This window comes from Agrobacterium sp. 22-223-1 (assembly GCF_053522385.1).
Window position 1 is genome coordinate 512,640 of record NZ_JBNWCN010000002.1, and the last position, 17,806, is coordinate 530,445.

At 58.6% G+C, this 17,806-nt stretch carries 21 protein-coding genes; 19 read left to right on the forward strand and 2 right to left on the reverse strand.

Annotated features, from left to right (window positions below):
- Positions 1-45 precede the first annotated feature (45 nt).
- Genes ACQZ60_RS14435 through ACQZ60_RS14465 form a run of 7 tightly spaced genes read left to right on the forward strand, consistent with a single transcriptional unit; the run spans position 46 to position 4,628 of the window.
- Complete coding sequence (locus ACQZ60_RS14435; RefSeq protein ID WP_188110309.1) at positions 46-345, forward strand: MerR family transcriptional regulator; 300 nt, start codon at positions 46-48, stop codon at positions 343-345.
- Positions 346-360: 15 nt separating this feature from the next.
- A complete protein-coding gene (locus tag ACQZ60_RS14440) occupies positions 361-726 on the forward strand; it encodes a type II toxin-antitoxin system RelE/ParE family toxin (protein ID WP_153315292.1) in 366 nt (121 codons plus the stop codon).
- Position 727: 1 nt separating this feature from the next.
- Entirely contained in the window at positions 728-1,111 is a 384-nt protein-coding gene (locus ACQZ60_RS14445) for an XRE family transcriptional regulator (protein WP_112346480.1), read from the forward strand.
- A 19-nt stretch (positions 1,112-1,130) separates the two neighbouring features.
- Positions 1,131-1,844, forward strand: coding sequence for an HNH endonuclease (locus tag ACQZ60_RS14450; protein WP_236762488.1), 714 nt, complete (start codon positions 1,131-1,133; stop codon positions 1,842-1,844).
- The gene (locus ACQZ60_RS14455) at positions 1,841-2,068 is read left to right on the forward strand and encodes an ABC-three component system middle component 6 (RefSeq protein WP_149622357.1); all 228 of its coding nucleotides are present in this window, start codon (positions 1,841-1,843) and stop codon (positions 2,066-2,068) included. The genes ACQZ60_RS14450 and ACQZ60_RS14455 overlap by 4 nt, the downstream gene beginning before the upstream one ends.
- Entirely contained in the window at positions 2,065-3,810 is a 1,746-nt protein-coding gene (locus ACQZ60_RS14460; protein ID WP_149622358.1) for a DUF2326 domain-containing protein, read from the forward strand. Before ACQZ60_RS14455 ends, ACQZ60_RS14460 begins: the two co-directional genes overlap by 4 nt.
- A gap of 20 nt (positions 3,811-3,830) precedes the next feature.
- Positions 3,831-4,628 carry a TIGR02391 family protein gene (locus ACQZ60_RS14465; protein ID WP_149622359.1) on the forward strand — a complete coding sequence of 266 codons (798 nt, stop codon included), beginning with the start codon at positions 3,831-3,833 and terminating at the stop codon, positions 4,626-4,628.
- Positions 4,629-4,970: 342 nt separating this feature from the next.
- Here ACQZ60_RS14465 and ACQZ60_RS14470 read toward each other — a convergent pair whose 3' ends face one another.
- Positions 4,971-6,578 (reverse strand): restriction endonuclease, encoded by a 1,608-nt coding sequence (locus tag ACQZ60_RS14470; protein ID WP_153315297.1) that lies wholly within the window; start codon positions 6,576-6,578, stop codon positions 4,971-4,973.
- Positions 6,579-6,676: 98 nt separating this feature from the next.
- Between ACQZ60_RS14470 and ACQZ60_RS14475 the strand changes: the two genes are divergently transcribed.
- The 9 genes from ACQZ60_RS14475 to ACQZ60_RS14515 all read left to right on the forward strand — a co-directional run bounded on the left by ACQZ60_RS14475 (position 6,677) and on the right by ACQZ60_RS14515 (position 14,802).
- A complete protein-coding gene (locus ACQZ60_RS14475) occupies positions 6,677-7,444 on the forward strand; it encodes a hypothetical protein (RefSeq protein WP_153315299.1) in 768 nt (255 codons plus the stop codon).
- Positions 7,444-8,400, forward strand: coding sequence for a DUF4238 domain-containing protein (locus ACQZ60_RS14480; protein ID WP_448735498.1), 957 nt, complete (start codon positions 7,444-7,446; stop codon positions 8,398-8,400). The genes ACQZ60_RS14475 and ACQZ60_RS14480 overlap by 1 nt, the downstream gene beginning before the upstream one ends.
- Before the next feature lie 180 nt (positions 8,401-8,580).
- Positions 8,581-9,243: a Fe(II)-2OG oxygenase family protein gene (locus ACQZ60_RS14485; protein WP_336507955.1), complete on the forward strand. Its 663-nt coding sequence runs from the start codon at positions 8,581-8,583 to the stop codon at positions 9,241-9,243.
- On the forward strand, positions 9,240-10,193 hold the full coding sequence (locus tag ACQZ60_RS14490) for a hypothetical protein (protein ID WP_153315305.1): 954 nt from the start codon (positions 9,240-9,242) through the stop codon (positions 10,191-10,193). Before ACQZ60_RS14485 ends, ACQZ60_RS14490 begins: the two co-directional genes overlap by 4 nt.
- A 584-nt stretch (positions 10,194-10,777) precedes the next feature.
- Positions 10,778-13,072 (forward strand): ParB/RepB/Spo0J family partition protein, encoded by a 2,295-nt coding sequence (locus ACQZ60_RS14495; RefSeq protein ID WP_153315307.1) that lies wholly within the window; start codon positions 10,778-10,780, stop codon positions 13,070-13,072.
- A 116-nt stretch (positions 13,073-13,188) separates the two neighbouring features.
- On the forward strand, positions 13,189-13,527 hold the full coding sequence (locus ACQZ60_RS14500; protein ID WP_153315309.1) for a hypothetical protein: 339 nt from the start codon (positions 13,189-13,191) through the stop codon (positions 13,525-13,527).
- Positions 13,524-13,895 carry a DUF2958 domain-containing protein gene (locus ACQZ60_RS14505; protein ID WP_153315311.1) on the forward strand — a complete coding sequence of 124 codons (372 nt, stop codon included), beginning with the start codon at positions 13,524-13,526 and terminating at the stop codon, positions 13,893-13,895. The genes ACQZ60_RS14500 and ACQZ60_RS14505 overlap by 4 nt, the downstream gene beginning before the upstream one ends.
- Before the next feature lie 72 nt (positions 13,896-13,967).
- The gene (locus ACQZ60_RS14510; protein WP_153315430.1) at positions 13,968-14,384 is read left to right on the forward strand and encodes a hypothetical protein; all 417 of its coding nucleotides are present in this window, start codon (positions 13,968-13,970) and stop codon (positions 14,382-14,384) included.
- Between the two features lie 97 nt (positions 14,385-14,481).
- Positions 14,482-14,802 carry a hypothetical protein gene (locus ACQZ60_RS14515; protein ID WP_153315313.1) on the forward strand — a complete coding sequence of 107 codons (321 nt, stop codon included), beginning with the start codon at positions 14,482-14,484 and terminating at the stop codon, positions 14,800-14,802.
- Between the two features lie 180 nt (positions 14,803-14,982).
- Here ACQZ60_RS14515 and ACQZ60_RS14520 read toward each other — a convergent pair whose 3' ends face one another.
- On the reverse strand, positions 14,983-15,123 hold the full coding sequence (locus tag ACQZ60_RS14520) for a DUF736 family protein (RefSeq protein WP_336507957.1): 141 nt from the start codon (positions 15,121-15,123) through the stop codon (positions 14,983-14,985).
- Positions 15,124-15,590: 467 nt separating this feature from the next.
- Here ACQZ60_RS14520 and ACQZ60_RS14525 point away from each other — a divergent pair, with 467 nt between their 5' ends.
- From ACQZ60_RS14525 to ACQZ60_RS14535, 3 genes are all read left to right on the forward strand, one after another.
- Positions 15,591-15,902, forward strand: a complete 312-nt coding sequence (locus ACQZ60_RS14525) for a DUF736 domain-containing protein (protein ID WP_153315315.1) — start codon at positions 15,591-15,593, stop codon at positions 15,900-15,902.
- 371 nt (positions 15,903-16,273) lie between these two features.
- Positions 16,274-17,116 carry a DUF932 domain-containing protein gene (locus tag ACQZ60_RS14530; RefSeq protein ID WP_153315317.1) on the forward strand — a complete coding sequence of 281 codons (843 nt, stop codon included), beginning with the start codon at positions 16,274-16,276 and terminating at the stop codon, positions 17,114-17,116.
- Positions 17,117-17,441: 325 nt separating this feature from the next.
- The gene (locus ACQZ60_RS14535) at positions 17,442-17,702 is read left to right on the forward strand and encodes a helix-turn-helix domain-containing protein (protein ID WP_265613942.1); all 261 of its coding nucleotides are present in this window, start codon (positions 17,442-17,444) and stop codon (positions 17,700-17,702) included.
- Positions 17,703-17,806 lie beyond the last annotated feature (104 nt).

Consider the following 17,806-nt stretch of genomic DNA (forward strand, 5'->3'; position numbering starts at 1 on the left):
CGACAGTTCTGCAAACACCCCAAGAAAATCAGAAAGGAACGCCCCATGGTACGTCCAAATAATCGGGCTAAGTGGCCATCTGCTCAGCTTCTCACGCGTGCTGTTCTTGTGGACGAAGCAGGCCCTGTCCGTTTCGTCGATACGGCAGCGGCCGCGAAGTATCTGGCGCTTGAGCCGCATACGCTCGCCTGCTATCGCTCCTTGGATACCGGCCCCGCCTTCTACAAGTTCGGTCGCTACATCCGCTATGCTGTCGCCGACCTAGACGCCTGGGCAGACAGTTGCCGTCGCTCGACCTCGGTCTCACCTGTCGCTCCGCGGGTGCTTCCCGTTGACGCCTCATAGCTTGGAGGCTATATAATGTGGGAAGTCCAATTCCACGCAGCCTTCGAAGCAGAGGTTTTGACCTATGAGCGGGATGTTCGTATCGCCTTGATTGCCGTCACTAAGTTGCTGTCCGATTACGGACCGCAACTTGGCCGGCCCTATGCCGACACGCTTAAAGGATCAAAACACTCCAATATGAAGGAGTTGCGCTTTGAAGCAGCCGACGGCGAATGGCGCGCAGCATTCGCCTTCGATCCACAGCGACGAGCAATTCTACTCGTCGCAGGGGACAAATCCGGCGCAGGTCAGAAGCTGTTCTATCGTCGTATGATCGCAAAAGCGGATTTCAGGTTCTCAAAACATTTGGAGAGCCTGAAAACTGAAAAGAAGGGAAAGTGACATGGCTCGGAGCCTGAACGATATCATCGCCGACCTTCCTGCGGACGAACAGGAGGCGATCGAAGCGCGCTATCAGGACCTCAAGCAGGAAGTGGAAGGGCTCCGTGAGCTGCGACAGATCGCTGGAAAGGCTCAAGCCGAGATTGCGACAGCCCTCAACATCAAGCAGCCATCTGTTTCAAAGATCGAAAAGCAGGCGGACATGTACTTGTCGACGCTTCGGAGCTATGTAGAAGCCATTGGGGGGGAATTGGAATTGACGGTTAAACTGCCGCGTCGGCCGGCTTTGCTTATTCATCATTTGGGCGATGTTACGGTTGCGCCGCAGCGGCCGGTGCGAAAATCACGTTCTCGCGCGCAGATGGGCAACGGCCGTGGGCGCTAGTTATCCAACCAGAATCATCTTGGCCTTTCGGAGTGGTGGGGTTTGCGCAATCCCGAAATGCGGCAAGCATCTGACCTATGACGCCAAATCCGGAGACGACACCTATGTCGGTGAAGCGGCGCATATCAGGGGCGAGAAGTCAGGCGCGGCGCGCTACGACGCCTCGATGACCGACGCCGAGCGCGATCACGTTGACAACCTTCTGTACCTCTGCACCGACCACCACACAATCATCGACAAGGTTTCGGCCGACTGGCCGACGGAAATGCTCTTGGACCTCAAAGGCACTCACGAAAAGCAGGTCCGGCAAGCGATGGAAGAGGCCTTCGCGGATGTGGCTTTCCCGGAACTGCAAAACGCCGTGTCATGGGTTTCGAACCAAGCTCCCGCATCCAACGGGTCCTTCGACCTCACTGCGCCTGACGAGAAAATCAAGAAGAATGCGCTCTCGAACGGAGCCCGTCGCATCATCGCCGCTGGGCTGATGTCGCGCGACACCGTTGCAGACTATGTCGAGGCGGAAGCGCAGTTGGATCCAGACTTCCCCGAGCGCCTCAAGGCGGGCTTCCTTGAGGAGTATTTCAAGCAGCGCAAGGAGGGGCATAAGGGCGACGAGCTTTTCGAGCTCATGTGCGTGTTCGCTCAACGCGGACTGCGCAGCCAAGCCGACAAGACTGCTGGAATTGCAGTCCTGATCTACCTGTTCGAAATCTGCGACGTGTTCGAAAAATGATTCTGCCAACCAAACACATTCCGCAGAACGAAGCCCTCCTAGGCGTGGGCGCGACGGTGCTTGCCCACCTGCAAGCCCCCATGACTGTCTCAGGCCTTTGGGAGCGCCTCCGCGCCGAGCCCAATGTAGGCACGTTCGAGCGCTTCGTGCTCGCATCGAACCTTCTCTATATGATCGGTGCCATCGAAATGAAGAACGGCCTGATCGTGAGGGCGGTGCCATGATCCGATCCATCCGCGCCAACAAGAAGGGTTTTCACACCGTCGTCTTCAAAGCCGGTGTCAACCTTATCTTGGCTGATCGATCCAAGTCCGCAGGCGACAAGGACACGACCAACGCGCTCGGCAAGTCGACGCTTATTGAGATCATCGATTTTTGCCTCGGTAATAACACCCCACCGGCCAAGGGCCTTCGTGTAGAGGCCCTTCAAGGCTGGGCCTTCACGCTCGAAATGACGCTTGCCGGCAACGATGTTTCAATTACGCGAGCTACCGATGCACCCGGCTTTTTCGCAATTGAGGGGAAAATCGCTGATTGGCCGATCAAGCCAACACCGAACAAGGATGGTGTTCCCGGTCTCGACACGAAGAAGTGGCGCGCGGTGCTCGCTTGGGCGTTGTTCGGAATAAGCGAACAGGCATCCGAAACCGGCTACAAGCCTTCCGCACGATCTCTGCTATCCTATTTTGTGCGTAACCAAGCCGCAGCGTACAATACCCCGTTCAAGTATTTTGACAACCAGAAGACTTGGGACATCCAGGTTCACAACGCCTTCCTGCTTGGCCTTAGCTGGGAAAAGGCCGCAACTTGGCAGCAGCTCAAGGATCAGAAAAATGCCCTCGATGCACTCAAGCAAGCGATCAAGACCGGCGCGGTGGACGGCGAACTGGCATCGCTTGGCGAACTGGAAGCCGAGCGTCTGCGGCTGTCGACTCAATTGGAACGGGAACGCGAAGCCCTTTCCAACTTCCGCGTACTGCCGCAATATCGAGAGATCGAGGCTCAGGCCAACAGCCTCACCGCAGACCTCCACCACTTGGTCAACGCCAACATCGTCGACAAGCGACGCCTTGAACGATATCGGGATTCAGTTGTAGGCGAGGACGCGCCCACTGACGACCGCCTGGAAGCCCTCTACGCAGAAGCTGGTGTTGCCCTGCCAGGCGCCGTTGTGAAGACGCTCGACGATGCGCGCGCTTTCAACGCCAAGATCATCACCAACAGACGCGAGTTCATCGCCGCGGAAGTGTCCGCACTTGAAGGAGCGATCGTCGAGCGAGATCTCCAGATTGTCGCGCTGACCGAACGGCGGGCTGGATATCTCAACGCGCTTGCTGGACAGGGCGCGCTTGAAGAACTCACCCAGTTGCAGGACCTTCATGCCGCCACACGGCTCAAGGTCGACGAGCTTACCAATCGTATCACTCAGTTGCGGCAGATGACGACTAAGGTGGACACGATCAAAGTCGAAACGGTGGAGTTGAAACGCGCAACCACCCTCGATTACGAGGAACGGCGCGCAGTCTGGTCGCAGGCATTGAGCCTCTTTTCGGAGTTTTCAGAGAGCCTTTACAAATCACCTGGCCGGCTCGTGATCGACATCGATGACACGGGATACAAGTTCGACGTCGAGATCGCGGGTAGCCCGAGCGAAGGCATCAGCAAAATGAAGATCTTCTGCTATGATCTGACGCTCATCTCGTTTGCTCGCCAACGAGGTCTGGGGATCGACTTCCTCATTCACGACAGCACCATCTTTGATGGCGTGGACCCCCGTCAGCGAGCCCATGCGCTCGAACTGGCTTCTGCAATGGCCGAGAAATACGGGTTTCAATATATCTGCACGCTCAATACCGACATGGTCCCGCTAAAGGACTTTTCTGCTGATTTCGATTTTGAATCCTTGGTCCGTGTGCGTCTCACGGACACCGACCCAAGCGGCAGTCTGCTTGGGTTCCGGTACTAGTAGCGCGAGGTGGCACAGACATGGCGCTGTTCTCGCAGGACCAGTTGGAGGCAATTGCCGGCGCACTAGGTGACACGGAGGCTGGTCTGACGGGGCCGGAGATCCAGCATCTCATTGCATCGACCAAGATGATCGATCCTGGACCGATGACGAAGCGGGTCAGAATTTACAACGCCTTCGTCGAAGCCCAGAACACCAAGCAAAACCGGACCAACGTCCTTCAATTTATCCGGCTCGCGATGAAACCGGCGCGCTACACTCGCGCGCCCGAGCGCTACGAGCCCATGCGCGCGCTTCTCAACCAAGCCTTGGCATTCGCCGGTCTCGTCGTTGACCAGTCGGGCGAACTCAAGACCGCCGAGGTGGCGCAAACGTTGCCCGAGGCCCAGCGTCGAGCCCGCGAACTCCGGGCCGATCTCGAAGGTCGCGGCGTTCATCCCGACGTCCTCAGGTTCTGCCGGGCGGAACTGCTCGCCGATAACTATTTTCACGCCGTGCAAGAGGCGGTGAAGAGCGTTGCGGACAAGATGCGGACACGAACGGGTCTCACCGACGATGGTGCAGGCTTGGTGGATCGCGCTCTTGGTGGCGAGCCTCCCCTGCTTGCCATTAATCCGCGCAGCACCATCAGCGAACGCAGCGAGCAAAGTGGCTTTGCCAACCTCGTTCGAGGCACATTCGGAATGTTCCGCAATCCGACCGCTCACGACGCTCGAATCCATTGGACGATGTCTAAGGAGGATGCCGAGGACCTCCTGACGATTGTCTCGCTCATTCATCGCCGCCTCGACAAGGCGCACATGCCACCTCGCGTCTAGGTAGTGCCTGGACGAAGAGAAAGGGTAGAAGGGAAATCACTATTGGGTCTCCGCATGCCGACGACCCGCGCGGCCGCATCCAGTGCGAAGGCGAAGTCGTCCATGTTGTTGTCCAGAAGGGCTCGGATCTCTCGGCCGAACTGCTGAGCGTCTGCAACCGGGGGGACCATTCCCGCTGCGCTTTGGTCGGGGAGACCAGGCCCCTCATGGCGACGGACCCGATCCGCGGTAGCAGCCGTCGAAAGGGTAAGGGAGGGGACTTCGTCGATCCTTATGACCATATAGATGAGATCAAGGTGAAACGCGAGATTTGCGCTAAGCAGTCATGGCGTGGTGAAAGGGCTAACGCCGGCCTTCCCATTGATGCTTGTAGCAGCTTCGACATTCAAGAATATGGATGACATCATCCGGCAACGGATCTCGTCCGATGTGTTGTTGCACGCGCCAAACCATCTCAGGGTGCTCCCGTAACAGATCTTCGCCAGATAATTGGTACCGTTGAGTGATCTGGATGAAACGGTCGTCTTTGTGTCCGAATCGAACCACAGCAACGTCGCTTGGTTTTAGATGCGCAAAGCGTCCGTCAACATCGAACAGTTTGTCGAGGTCGCCGCCGCGGAAGTTCACATACTGCTCACAGATTTCTCTGGGCAAAGCGATCCCTTCGTTATCATAAACTTCTCCGAATGCCGGGCCGGGAAACGATTTTGGAAAGACGGGCTTGCGCGAGAAGCCATCTAGCCGAACCTGCAGCTGTCCCTTTTCCAGATAGGCGAACTTCCCGGACACCGGCGAGCCGTCGACGAAGTCGATGAATATGTGCGGGATCTTAATCCAGCTATCGCCCTTGTCATCGATGACGAGCATGTCCTCAAAGCGAATGATGCCGTTTAGATGAAACATTGCCTGGTTCTTCTGGGGCAATCGTTCCCAATAGTCCCTGACGCGATCAACCTTGTCTCGCTCCTCCCGGTCGAGTTCCGTGTCGTGCGTTCTGCTGTATGGGTTCCGAAACACCAGGGGCGGCTCTGCGAAGTCAAAGGTTTTCTCTGTCTCGTTGAAGTACGCGTAGCACTGCTTCAGCATAACGATTACGCCGCGCGGATGAAGGTCGACGACCTGAAATTCTTTCCAGCGTGGTCTCTCATCAAAGTCCGCATACTCGGTTTCATATGGATAATGCCGGTCCTGAGCGTCTCGCACCAACATCCAAGAATGCGAGGGGCTGTCTCCGAGCGCCCGCACAACCCGGTTCTTGTTTGTGACTTCGGACCTGATTTCGGTGGCGCGTGATCTTCTCCGCAGAACGTTCGATATTCCAAAAAAAGTGAACAGAATTCTGTCGTTCTTGGGTTGATGAAGCTCGGTTTCGAGTGTCGCGTTACCCCAAAGGTAGAACTCTAGGACGCCTAGCTTGGTGAGCTCGTCGCGGAACGTATCGTAGGCCCTTTTTGAAAAGTTTGTCGCGGCCGCCAGGATATATCCGTAGGGCGGATTATCTGGAGAGATGTCCGCCAGAATCGATCTTATTTTGCTCGGCGGAATTGCTTTTTCGCGCTTGCATTGGATCATCCATACATTGCCGTCCATGGGACGGACAACCTCGTCACCATCCTCATCAATGGTAACGGTAGAGGCGCGCTCGTATGCCCTGACATCAAAGCCGCCATCGTCGCCGCCCTTGCCAGTAGCCTCAATCGTTTGCCAATCCCGAAAGTCATAAAGCAGTTCACGGACCAAGTCCTCGAACCTCTTGGGATCAAGGTCTTCGAAATGGATTGGATTCGTTGTTTTTGTTGGTCTTGCTTTGTTCATAGCGAGAAGCAATAACACGCTCGCGATTTTGTCAAATGTCGAATATCCGCTGCAAGGATGTGGCGCCGTGACTTGGTTACGCGTGTCTTTGTGGCAGGTATCAACGGTCGTGTCGGTTTGCGTTGCTTGGACCAATGCCGATCCCGGGGTTTTGTCCGCGGCGTCGTTCCTCTCGTGCTTGCTCAAGAGGAGGAAGCAAAACCGTGATTGTGTCACCAACCGGGAGGGAATTGGTGGTCGTAAAGGCTTTAATCGACCATCCGGTTGCGGATTGGGTCTCTCGAAAAGTTTATGATCGGCTGTCGGGCCGGGCGTTGTCGTGCGCTGTGAATGCTCGAAACCATCTGGTTAGAGCCCAGAGAATTGCGGATATATCCACGACCGTCTCCTATTTCTGTGCGACACACGCGACCGAGGAGGCGGTGGCATGCTTTGTCGCTGCAGCGAAGGCGAACGGCTACCGGCAGGACGCTGGCAAGGTGAATATTCGCGATCACGCCCAGAAGGTGGTAGTCGCGTCCTATGCCCAGGTGGTCTCAGACCATGCCGAACAGATCGGGCTGGCAGTCGCTCACAATCCAGTCGCCGATGAACTTGTGGCGAAGGTTAAATTGGAGGGCAAGGAAGTGGTGTCTCCGTTAGGACTACACCTGTTTTCCTTCAATGAGGACGGCGAGAACCCATCTCCCGACGCCGCCCATGACGCGTTCGCCAGCCGATTCCCCGATCAGCGGGCAATGGTGGACTATGTCCACAAACGCGCAGGATTCAGGGACGCAGCGCTTTATGCCAGCGACGGAGGCGCCCCCGATCTAAGCCGAGTACAGCTGGACACTGCTCTCCGCGAGCACGCGCTTCTGACAATCGGCCTCATCTGGGCGGCCATAGACGTCACTTACCACAAAGAGCCGGAGCCATTCGTCATCCAGATACTTGGTGCGATATCCTCAGTGATCGACGACGTCAGACCTCCGCGGGTCTGCAAACATTGCGGGAAATAATGGCAGAGAAGGCAAATCATCACTTCATCCCTCAGTTCTATCTGCGGAATTTCAGCGCCGGCTGTGACAGGCGAAAAGCCAAAGTCTTTTGCTACGATCAGTCGACGAGAAAGTCGTTCGAGACATTGGTCCGAAACGTTGGCAGCCGGCGCCACTTTTTCCGCATCGACGTTGAAGGTTTCGATCCCAATCATATCGAAGACGGGATGGCCGAGATAGAGGGGGAAATTTCTGGGCATCTCGCCGAGGCTATTGGCGCCAAGGATTTTCCTTCGGGCGCCCATTTTTCCTCGATTATGCTGCTAATGGCGAACGTGGCTGTGCGCAATCCGCGCTTCAGGTCGATGACCGAGGGATTTCATCTCCAAATCGCTCATCGCATGATGGCTACGATGTTGAAAGACAAGGATCACTTTGATGACTCAATAAAGCAGGCGCGGGAGAATGGTGCCCCGATCCGCGACGACATCACCTACGATGAGATGAAGGATATCGTGGCTCGCGGCTTATTTAAGATTGCGATCGATCAGACGTACCTGATTGGACTGGAGCTTCAGGCGGTTCCAACCGCGCTCGAACAACTGGCGCGCAGGAGTTGGTCTTTCGTTTCGGCTGCGCCGGGTAGCAGTTACGCGACCTCGGACGATCCGGTAATCCTCGATTGGGTTGACGGGGTGCAACGGCCTTTCTCGCCGGGCTTCGGCCTCACAAATACGATTGTCATGTTTACGATCTCGCCAGAGCTTACCCTGATCGGACTTTTCGTCCAACAGCCTGCACAGCGAGAACATCGCCGCGACCAGGTCGCCGCGTTGAATACGAGCATTGCCAGATATGCAACCAAGCAGCTTTACGGCCGTGATGGCTCGTTCGAGATCCATACCCGAACAGAGGCCTACATTCGAGGCTGGGACCTTGGAGCAGCGCTGGAACGACAGGCGAGAGGCGGTCGCTGATGTCTCCCGCCATAGCATGGCGTCGGTAAGGTCGCGAGTATGTCCGCCTGTCCAGTCAGATTGCCACCGAAAACGCCATTGAATTAGGCCGCGCAAGAGCCGAGCGCCGCTGTATTTTGAAACTAGAAGTTTGTAGCGTCACAAAGATACAAAATCTTTTCTACAGAGAGGTTGCTTAAGGTGATTGGCCTCGAACTAAAGCAGGATATAAAAATTCGGGGGTTTGCTCTGTTCTCTCGATTTGAGCCGAAACTGAGCATTATCGACGTCGCGAATGCACTGGGAACTCCATTAACGCCCTGGGAGGGCGGTCTCGTGCAGACCCTCGAACCTAGAGCGACGGCGACTCCAAACACCTACAGCGGAAACTTCGGGCTCGATCGCTTCCCATTTCACACCGATCTAGCCCATTGGCGCGTACCGCCCCGCTATCTCGTCCTGCGTTGCCAGGTGGGCTACCGCGATGTCCCCACACTGTTGCTGGATGGCCGCGAACTGGCCGATGCTGTCAGCCGCAATGTTCTTGCCCGGGCTATCTTTAAGCCTCGCCGACCACGGAACGGAGCCTTCGAGCTCCTGCGGCTTTACGAGGCCTGCACCAACGGTGATGAGCTTCTGAGGTGGGATGAAATATTCCTGACACCTGCAAGCAGGATCGGCGAGACCGCAGATCTCGCGATCCGCGAGTGGCTCGCGAAGGCAGAGCCGCTGCAGATCGCCCTTCACCTGCCCGGAGACACGCTCGTAGTCGACAATTGGCGGATGCTGCATGCCCGCTCACCTATTCCACCCGGGCGTGAGGACCGATCCATTCAACGCGTATATTTGGGGGCACTCAATTGAAAAAGATCATCTCAGCAGGGTCAACGCCATCGACGTTCGATACGGAAGCGCTCTACGCCAAGGCGGAGCGATACATCCAGCATATGGGCACCTATGACAGCGACGAGTGGGAATATGCGCTTTGGTCGAGCCTTGCCCTCGAATTCCTGGCCCGCGCCGCCCTCGCCAATGTCAGCCCGGCACTTCTTGCGGAAACGGATCGCAGTTGGTCGAGCCTTTATTACGCTCTCGGTTTCACCCCGTTCGAAGAGAAATTCTCACCGAAATCGATAGCGATTACCGAGGTCTTCAAACGCCTCGCCGCGATCTTGCCCGAGTTCACCAAAGAGCATGAAAGCTTCGGTGTAGTGCACACAGGCAGACGTAACGCTGAGCTTCACTCCGGTGATTTGGCGTTCGACGGCATCAAGGGGTCGAGCTGGCAGCCTCGCTTTTATCAGACGTGCAACGTCCTGCTGATTTCAATAGGCACGACGCTCGCCGACTTTCTAGGAGAGGATGAGGCGAAGGTTGCGCAAAAGCTCATTGATGCTGCGGCAGACGACAGCGCCAAAGCCGTGAAGGGCGATGTCGAGGCACACAGCAAGGTATGGCAAGGCAAGTCACAGGACGAACGTTCGGCACTGCAGGCCCAAGCAAAAGTATGGGCGACGCGTCAGAACGGGCACCGCATCGGCTGTCCTTCCTGCGCCTCTACGGCACTCGTAATCGGCGAACCATGTGCACCTCCCACGCAGAAGCTCGATGATGGTGAAATTGTCGAAACCCAGGAATATCTTCCAAATCAATTCGAGTGCGTGGCATGCGGCTTGAAAATTAGTGGGCTGTCGCGCCTTGCGGTAGTTGGCCTAAGTGATCGCTACAAGAAGACGCAAGTGTACGATGCGGCCGAGTACTATGCTCCCGAAGACGACTGGTCGGCTTACGAAGAGGACAACAACGAGCGATGAGCGATATTGAGGCTTCATGACAGCTCTTCAGCTGCGATTTCCGCGCTGAGAACGCCACCTTCCATCATTGCCCGGTACGAGCTCCATTCCCACCTGTAATTTCCGTTCCTCTGGCAGTTCGTCAGGCGACCCGTCATGATACGGCGCCATTCGCCAGTGATTGCAAAGCCGTCGGCGAACTCTAACACACACATGCCACCCTTTCTTCGGCGTCCCCGATTGCGATCGACGCACCGGGACGAGCGTGGCTGTGAGTGTTATGCGCTACTCTCCGTGCGTCCGGCAGCGGCCGCTTTTCCGATAGCCGATTGCGAACATTATGTTTTTTCGGCTTCCAGTCCCACAATGGGGAGAGATGGTTTCGGCCATCTCTCCCCCGCGACCGCCGCCTGCACATGGCAGGACCGGCGCGCTCGCAAAGCGACCAATAACCCTCACAGTCAAATCGGCTACATCCGCCTCGCTCGCCGCGCAGCCCGGCCATGCTCGCCGGCAGCCGCCCCCCTCTCTGCCGAGCGCTCACGCGCCCCCGGGAGGCATGTCGGGGACATGCCTCCGGCATTAACGGAGAAAGGATTGGAACAATGGCAAGGACAGCAAAGAAGGCGAAGGCCGTCACGGCGACAGTCGAGGACGCGGTGGCGGATGCGGAAATCCGCAATGTCGCAGAAACGGTTGGAGATGAGGCAGTGGCAGTGCCGATACCAGACACGGCCAGCCCGATGGAGGAAGCCGCAAGCGCCACAAAAATGGAACCCGCAGCGGAAACCGTAACCGGCAGGGAAGTCCTCATTCCTTTGGACAAGCTCAAGAAGTCTCCCCGCAATGCGCGCAAGACACCGCATAGCGATGAGACCGTCGAAACCTACGCGGTCAGCATCGCCGCCAAGGGCATCCTGCAAAACCTCGTGGTGGAGCCGGAGCTTGACACGGAGGGAGTGCCGACCGGCTTCTATTTCGTGACCATCGGCGAAGGCCGCAGGCTGGCGCAGATGTTGCGCGTGAAGCGCAAGGAGATCAGGAAGACGGAAGTCGTCCGTTGCGTGATCGACACTGCGAACGACCCGTTCGAGATCAGCCTTGACGAAAACGTGTCGAGGACCAACCTCTCGCCTGCCGATCAGTTCGAGGCTTTCCTTCAACTCTCACAGGAACGCGGATGGGGCGCGGAGGAAATCGCCGCCCGCTTCGGCGTCACCGCCCATGTGGTGAAGCAGCGGCTCAAGCTCGGCGCGGTCAGCCCGAAGCTGATGCAGGCCTACCGCGACGGCGAACTGACCCTTGAGCAGTTGCAGGCATTCGCGATTACCGACGACCATGCGCGGCAGGAGCAGGTTTATGCGGGTCTCGGCTATAACCGCGAACCATGGATCATCCGCCGTGACCTGACGCGGATGCATGTGCAAGCGAATGATCGCTTGGCCGTCTTTGTCGGACCGGAAGCTTATACGGAAGCAGGCGGCACTATCGTCCGCGACCTCTTCACCGAGGATCGCGGCGGATATTATGACGATGCCGCATTGCTGGACCGGCTTGTCCTCGAAAAGCTGGTGAATATCGCCGCCGAGGTACAGGCGGAAGGCTGGAAGTGGGCGGAAGCCTCCGTTGACTTCCCGCACGCCCACGGCTTTCGCCGCGTCTATCAGCATCCGGTGGAGCTTTCGGAAGACGATGCAGCCGCCTATGCCGCAGCGCAGGACGAGTTTGATCGCCTGACAGCGGAATGGGAGGACGTGGACGACGATCTTCCCCCGGACGTGGACGAGCGCTTCGCGGAGCTTGAAGCGGAGATCGAGCGCATTGATAGGCTGCGCCATGCCTATGACCCGGACGAGATTGCGCGCGGCGGCGCATTCGTGGTGTTGAACCATGACGGAACCGCCCGCATCGAACGCGGCTTCATTCGCCCCGAGGACGAGGCGCCGGAGCCGGAGGAAGGCGTGGACGGCGAAACCGCTATCGACGGCATGCGCGTCAACGCCGATGGCGAGATCATCGAGAGCGGCGATCATGGCGAGGATGGCAACCATGTTTCCGACCTCGAACCGGAGGAAGAGGAAGGCGATGCGGCCAAGCCGGTATCCGATCTTCTCACCCGCGATTTGACCGCCCACCGGACGCTTGGCCTGCGCCTCGCGCTTGGCGAGCAGCCTGACATGGCGCTGATCGCCGTCACCCATGCGCTCGCCGCGCAGACCTTTTATCGCGGTGTCGATGCCCATGCCCTCGAAATCCGCCCGACCAGCGTTCAGCTTGGTGGGCATGCGGACGGCATAGAGGACACGGCAGCAGCGAAGATGCTGGCGGATCGTCATGCCGGATGGGCGTCGGACATGCCGCAGGACGTGGCTGACCTTTGGGGCTTTATCGCCGGTCTCGACCCCGTAAGCGTCATGGCGCTGTTCGCGCATTGCGCCTCGCTGACCGTCAACGCCCTCAAGCTCCCGTGGGAGAATCAAAAGCGCCGTGCCCATGCGACCGCCGACAGGCTGGCGACGGCGCTGGTGTTGGATATGAACCAGCACTGGACGCCGACCGTCAGCACCTATCTCGGCCGCGTCACCAAGGCGCATATCCTCGCCGCCGTGCGGGAAGCTGCAGGCGACGAGACGGCGGAACGGCTCGCGGACATGAAGAAGCAGGCGATGGCGGAAGCGGCCGAGCAGCGTCTTGCCGGAACCGGATGGCTCCCGCCGCTGCTGCGCACCGAGCGGCCCGCATGGCTGGACGCTCCGCAGGCAGAAGCGGTTGCGGAAGCCCCGGAGGTGGCCGAGCCGGATGCGGCCGACGCCGCAGAACCGGAAGCGGTGGACCTTGGCACCGTCGAGGACGGCAGCGCGGTAGAGGAAAGCGAAACTTTCAACGTCGCCGCCGAATGAACCGTCATGGTCGGAGTCGCGTCCGCGGTTCCGGCCAATCTTCCGACAGCAGCGAGGACAAGTCCGGCCGCACCAGCGCGGCCGGAACCCTCGATCGCACGACAGGACCAAGACCCATGAGAAGCTATTTCGAGCAGCGGGCGATGCTGTCCCGCCTGGAGGCAGCGCGCGCGGAGACCGAGCGCCGCATCGCCATCATAGAACGGCAGATCGCCGCGCGCGCCGAGCGCATGACAACCAGCAGCCGCGTCAAAGCGCGCCAGTTCGGCCATGCCTCGACCACGGGGATACGGGCCGACAAGCGTGATGTTCAGGCGAATATCGCAGCACTACGCTTCGAACGGCGCGGCGAAATCGAAGCACTCGACCGTAGGCTGGCGCGGCAGGTCGGTGCCATCGCCGCCTTTCGTGTTCGCTACAGGGTCAGCGGTTCGGTGCAGGAGGCAGCGTCATGATATGGCGATTTCCCCGCACCGAACCGCTGATCCCCGACGATCTGCGCGACCGCCTTATCGAGAACGGTCGTACCGGCGAAGTGCAGGACGGCTTCGATCCGTTCCCGGTCGTAAAACTGTTCACGCCGGACGCGGCGGCGACATGGTTGCTGACAGAGGCCTTTCCCGAAGGCGATGACATCAGGCTGTTCGGTTTATGCGACCTTGGCCTCGGCAGTCCCGAACTCGGCTATGTCATGCTCAGCGAGATCGAGGATGTGCGCGGCGGGCTTGGCCTGCCGGTCGAACGGGACCTGTATTTCAAGGCCGAGTACCGGCTCAGCTCCTACGCGAAGATCGCCCGCCACGCCGGCATGATCGTCACCTGAAACCACGAGCCGGCGCCGCAACCTCTGCCGCGCCGGTTCACCCTTTCAGCCCCGCAGGAAAAGGAGATGGGGATGATTCCACTCCTGATGATTGCCGTCGCCTTTATCGGCGCGGCATGTATGGCTGCCTATGCGCTTGCAACCTATGCCCTGCCTGTCATGATTGCCATGACGGCAGCGCGCGTCGCCTACGCCAGCGGAGCCGGACCAGTCGGCGCGGGAGTTGCCGGATTTCTTGCAGGGGTGGCGTGCTTCGGTCTGTTGGCCTGCCTGTTTGTCACGCTGCGCTCTCCGACCCTGCGCCTTGCCGTCGCGCTTGTTTTCGCCATCCCCGCCGCCATCGCGGGTTATGCCCTTGTGCATGGTGTGACGGGCGAAGCCGTCCCCTCCGAACTCTGGCGACAGGTCTTCTGCATGGCAGGTGGTGCCTGCACCGGGATGTCTGCCTTGGCGCGACTTGCGAACTACCCTTCATCGGGCGGCGACTAAGTGCCATCTGCCAGAACCACTGCAGATCTGCAGATTTATCGCTCGGGATGTCCGTCATATTCAAGCTGCTGTATTCGAGACCTTGGAGACAGCGACGATGAGTGAACCCTGCATAATCTACACCTACACGGTCCATCGCGACGACCCGGACTTTGATCGCTGGGAACATGTCGACTTTCCGGATGCCTCATACTTTTCCACTTTTGAGGAGGTGCGTGCGGAAGTGATGGACCTTTATGAAAACAGGCGTAAAGATTTTCCGGATGGCATACCGACGATCCAGATCGAAAGGATCGAGACGCTACCCATCACACAGGATTTCTTGCTGCTATTGCTCAACAAAGGGTTCAGGCCCTTCATCACCGACTATCAAATCCTGGAAATCATAGCCGATGATTTTGGGTCTATGGGTGGTTGACGGACATCTCCTTCGGGTCGGGCTCGCGGTTGCGCCATAGCCCACCCGTGCGGTCTTCACCCATTGGGACTATGATCTCTGACGCAAGGGTGGCGGCGGACATCTCGCCCGGAAAGCCAGCGCCTCCACGAAACTCGGCCGATTGCCTGTCCAGTTGACGGTACAGCGGCAGGGACCAGATCAGCGCCAGTTCCTCGGTGTCCGCCCCGAACATGCCTGCATGGAGACGATCGGAGCGGGGAAGCTCGGATCGTCCAGCGTCACCAAGAGGTAGGCATTGCCTAGCCCCGGCAGCGTCTCCTTCCACACTGCACCGAACACGGCGGTTCATAAGGGCGAATGACTGGCGAAAGGGGTGGCCGTTCCGGGTGCCGACCTCGACATCGGCGGGGAACATCACCGACTTGACGTTGAGGTTAAGGGACTTGAGCGGGGCGCTGGCAAAGCCGTTGTCGGTGCTCGACGAGAAAGCGCTGAACAAGCGCAGCCATAATGAATTTACTTTCTCCTTCCGACCAAACAGCACCCAACGCGAACCCGATTGATCAGGTCTGACCGAAGACCGGCGACGCAAAGCGCCGCCTCGATCTCAATCCCGCAACGTCCGCCGCCCGCTTTTTTCCGCCACCGGCCTGAAGGCCGGCTTTGCAGCGCGAAGCAAAAAAGCGTTCGCCCGCCGCCCTCCACTTCATTCCGGCCCATGAGGGGTGCGGGCCGATCGTCCCCGGTCAATCGACCATCATCGAGATCGCGATGGGCGCGGTCCGATCAACAGAAGGAAATTCATTATGGCTACGATCGGCACTTTCTCCCGCACAGAAAACGGCTTCTCCGGCGCTGTGAAAACCCTCAACCTCAACGTCAAGTCGGTGAAGTTCTTGCCCGTCGAGGGCGAAAACGAAAACGGTCCCGACTTCCGCGTGCTCGCCGGAACCACCGAATTCGGAGCAGCTTGGAAGAAGCAGTCCGACAAGGGCAATTCCTACCTCTCGGTGAAGCTGGACGACCCGAGCTTCCCCGCTCCGATCTATGCGAGCTTGGTCGAAACGGAGACCGAGGAACTGGCGCTGATCTGGTCACGCCGCCGCGCCGTCAACTAAGCAGGCAATCGGCTGAGCCCCGCGAAAGCGGGGCTTTGCCATGCTCATGTCCGCCGCCATCAGAGAATACGGAGCGCGGCGCGCGCTTTCTCATGATCGGCTGCGGCCTGAGCCTTGCCGATTAAAGGGGAGGCCAAGGGAAACTTTTCCCCTTTCTCCCCTCAAACGCCGCCTGCGCAGTGGCAGACCTGCCGGTTCGCAGAACGGTCGACGATCCTCATGCTTCCGATCCCGCCATTCCGTCCCGCTCACGCTGGCAGGCCGGCCATGCTCGCTGGCATTTGCCCCCTCCCATCCCCGCGCGCTCTCGCGCCCCCGGAAGGCATGTCGAGGGACACGCCTTCGGCATCAACGGGAAAGGAGCAAGGACCATGAACTATCATCTCGCCACACGGTTTGGCCGCAACAGCCACCAGATCAGCGGCCGCGAAGCCCTCGACAACGAAGCGCTTTATCGGCACGTCCCATCCATCTTTGCCCGCGAAGCTCACGACAGCCGTTCGGAGCGTTACGTTTACGTCCCCACCATCGACATCGTGGAGGGGTTGCGCCGGGAAGGATGGTTTCCGTTCTTCGCCGTGCAGGCGGTTCCCCGCGACGGCGACCGCATGGGCCACGCAAAGCACATGCTGCGCTTGCGCCGTGATGACGGCATCGGCAAGCCCGAGGCGGCGGAAGTCATCATCGTCAACAGCCATGATGGAACGAGCAGCTACCAGATGTTTGCGGGAATGCTGCGTTTCGTCTGCACCAACAGCCTTGTTGCGGGTGAGCGGTTCGAGGAAGTCCGCGTCCCGCACAAGGGCAACATCCAGCATGATATCATCGAAGGCGTTTACACCGTCGCCGAAGATTTTCCGCGCCTCATCGATGCCAGCGAGACGATGAAGGAAATCACGCTTTCGGAGGATGAACGCCATGTACTGGCGGAGGCGAGCCTTGTCGCGCGCTATGGCGAGGAAGAAAGCCCGATCCGCCCGGACCAGATCATCCAGCCGCGCCGCCGCGAGGATGCCGGTAACAGCCTCTGGACCTCCTTCAATCAAATTCAGGAGCACTTGACGAAAGGCGGCCTGCACGGACAGCGGCGGAATTCCGAAGGCCGCATCCGGCGCAGCCAGACCCGCGCTATCAACGGTATCGACCAGAACGTCACCCTTAATCGTGCCCTTTGGACGCTGGCAGAAGGGATGCAGCGTTTGAAGATGCGATAACCACACCATCGTAGAGCCGGAAAGCCGGCTCTACGGATTTCCGCTTTTCAGGTTTTGTGCCTTCCCAATTTTTACGCCGATCCGGCTTCGCGGATCAGTGGAATGGCTGCGCGTCAATGCGGCCGCCGCTCGCCGGGCTCCGCCCGGCTCGCGATACAAGGGCACCACAATTGTGACTGTAGCACCTCGTGGCCGAATCGCCTGAAGCCGCGATCCGGTCTAAATGCGAGAGACAAGACGTTTATGGGTGGTATTCTTCCAAAGAACGATTATTATCATCGTAGTTCTGGCTTCTGCGCCGCGACTTGTGGCGGTGATCCCCTTCATGATCACCGCCCGTCAGTCACGGGCCGCACGAGCGTTGCTTGGCTGGAAACAGGAGACGCTTGCCGACAAGGCCCAGGTATCGTTAACCGCACTCAGACGCCTCGAATCCGAGAATGGTCTGCGTGTCTATGAATCAACCCGCGATCAGGTGCGGCGTGCGCTTGAGAGCAATGGCATCGTCTTTCTGACCACGGACAGGGGAGAAGGCGTGATGATCATGGATAACAGTAGTCTGTCGAATTCCGGAAAGCGGTCGTGAACATTGGCGCGTTTCGTCGTTTTCAAGCTACTTGACGTCGCCTGTGCAAACTTCATTCGACCACGACGTCATCATCCTGGCATGCATCCACTCGACAATGATGG

What these genes read in the sequence shown, in the direction of transcription:
- ACQZ60_RS14435 (WP_188110309.1), top strand. Translation starts at nt 46, where the DNA reads ATGGTACGTCCAAATAATCGGGCTAAGTGGCCATCTGCTCAGCTTCTC.
- ACQZ60_RS14440 (WP_153315292.1), top strand. Translation starts at nt 361, where the DNA reads ATGTGGGAAGTCCAATTCCACGCAGCCTTCGAAGCAGAGGTTTTGACC.
- ACQZ60_RS14445 (WP_112346480.1), top strand. Translation starts at nt 728, where the DNA reads ATGGCTCGGAGCCTGAACGATATCATCGCCGACCTTCCTGCGGACGAA.
- ACQZ60_RS14455 (WP_149622357.1), top strand. Translation starts at nt 1,841, where the DNA reads ATGATTCTGCCAACCAAACACATTCCGCAGAACGAAGCCCTCCTAGGC.
- ACQZ60_RS14460 (WP_149622358.1), top strand. Translation starts at nt 2,065, where the DNA reads ATGATCCGATCCATCCGCGCCAACAAGAAGGGTTTTCACACCGTCGTC.
- ACQZ60_RS14465 (WP_149622359.1), top strand. Translation starts at nt 3,831, where the DNA reads ATGGCGCTGTTCTCGCAGGACCAGTTGGAGGCAATTGCCGGCGCACTA.
- ACQZ60_RS14480 (WP_448735498.1), top strand. Translation starts at nt 7,444, where the DNA reads ATGGCAGAGAAGGCAAATCATCACTTCATCCCTCAGTTCTATCTGCGG.
- ACQZ60_RS14495 (WP_153315307.1), top strand. Translation starts at nt 10,778, where the DNA reads ATGGCAAGGACAGCAAAGAAGGCGAAGGCCGTCACGGCGACAGTCGAG.
- ACQZ60_RS14500 (WP_153315309.1), top strand. Translation starts at nt 13,189, where the DNA reads ATGAGAAGCTATTTCGAGCAGCGGGCGATGCTGTCCCGCCTGGAGGCA.
- ACQZ60_RS14505 (WP_153315311.1), top strand. Translation starts at nt 13,524, where the DNA reads ATGATATGGCGATTTCCCCGCACCGAACCGCTGATCCCCGACGATCTG.
- ACQZ60_RS14510 (WP_153315430.1), top strand. Translation starts at nt 13,968, where the DNA reads ATGATTCCACTCCTGATGATTGCCGTCGCCTTTATCGGCGCGGCATGT.
- ACQZ60_RS14515 (WP_153315313.1), top strand. Translation starts at nt 14,482, where the DNA reads ATGAGTGAACCCTGCATAATCTACACCTACACGGTCCATCGCGACGAC.
- ACQZ60_RS14525 (WP_153315315.1), top strand. Translation starts at nt 15,591, where the DNA reads ATGGCTACGATCGGCACTTTCTCCCGCACAGAAAACGGCTTCTCCGGC.
- ACQZ60_RS14530 (WP_153315317.1), top strand. Translation starts at nt 16,274, where the DNA reads ATGAACTATCATCTCGCCACACGGTTTGGCCGCAACAGCCACCAGATC.
- ACQZ60_RS14535 (WP_265613942.1), top strand. Translation starts at nt 17,442, where the DNA reads ATGATCACCGCCCGTCAGTCACGGGCCGCACGAGCGTTGCTTGGCTGG.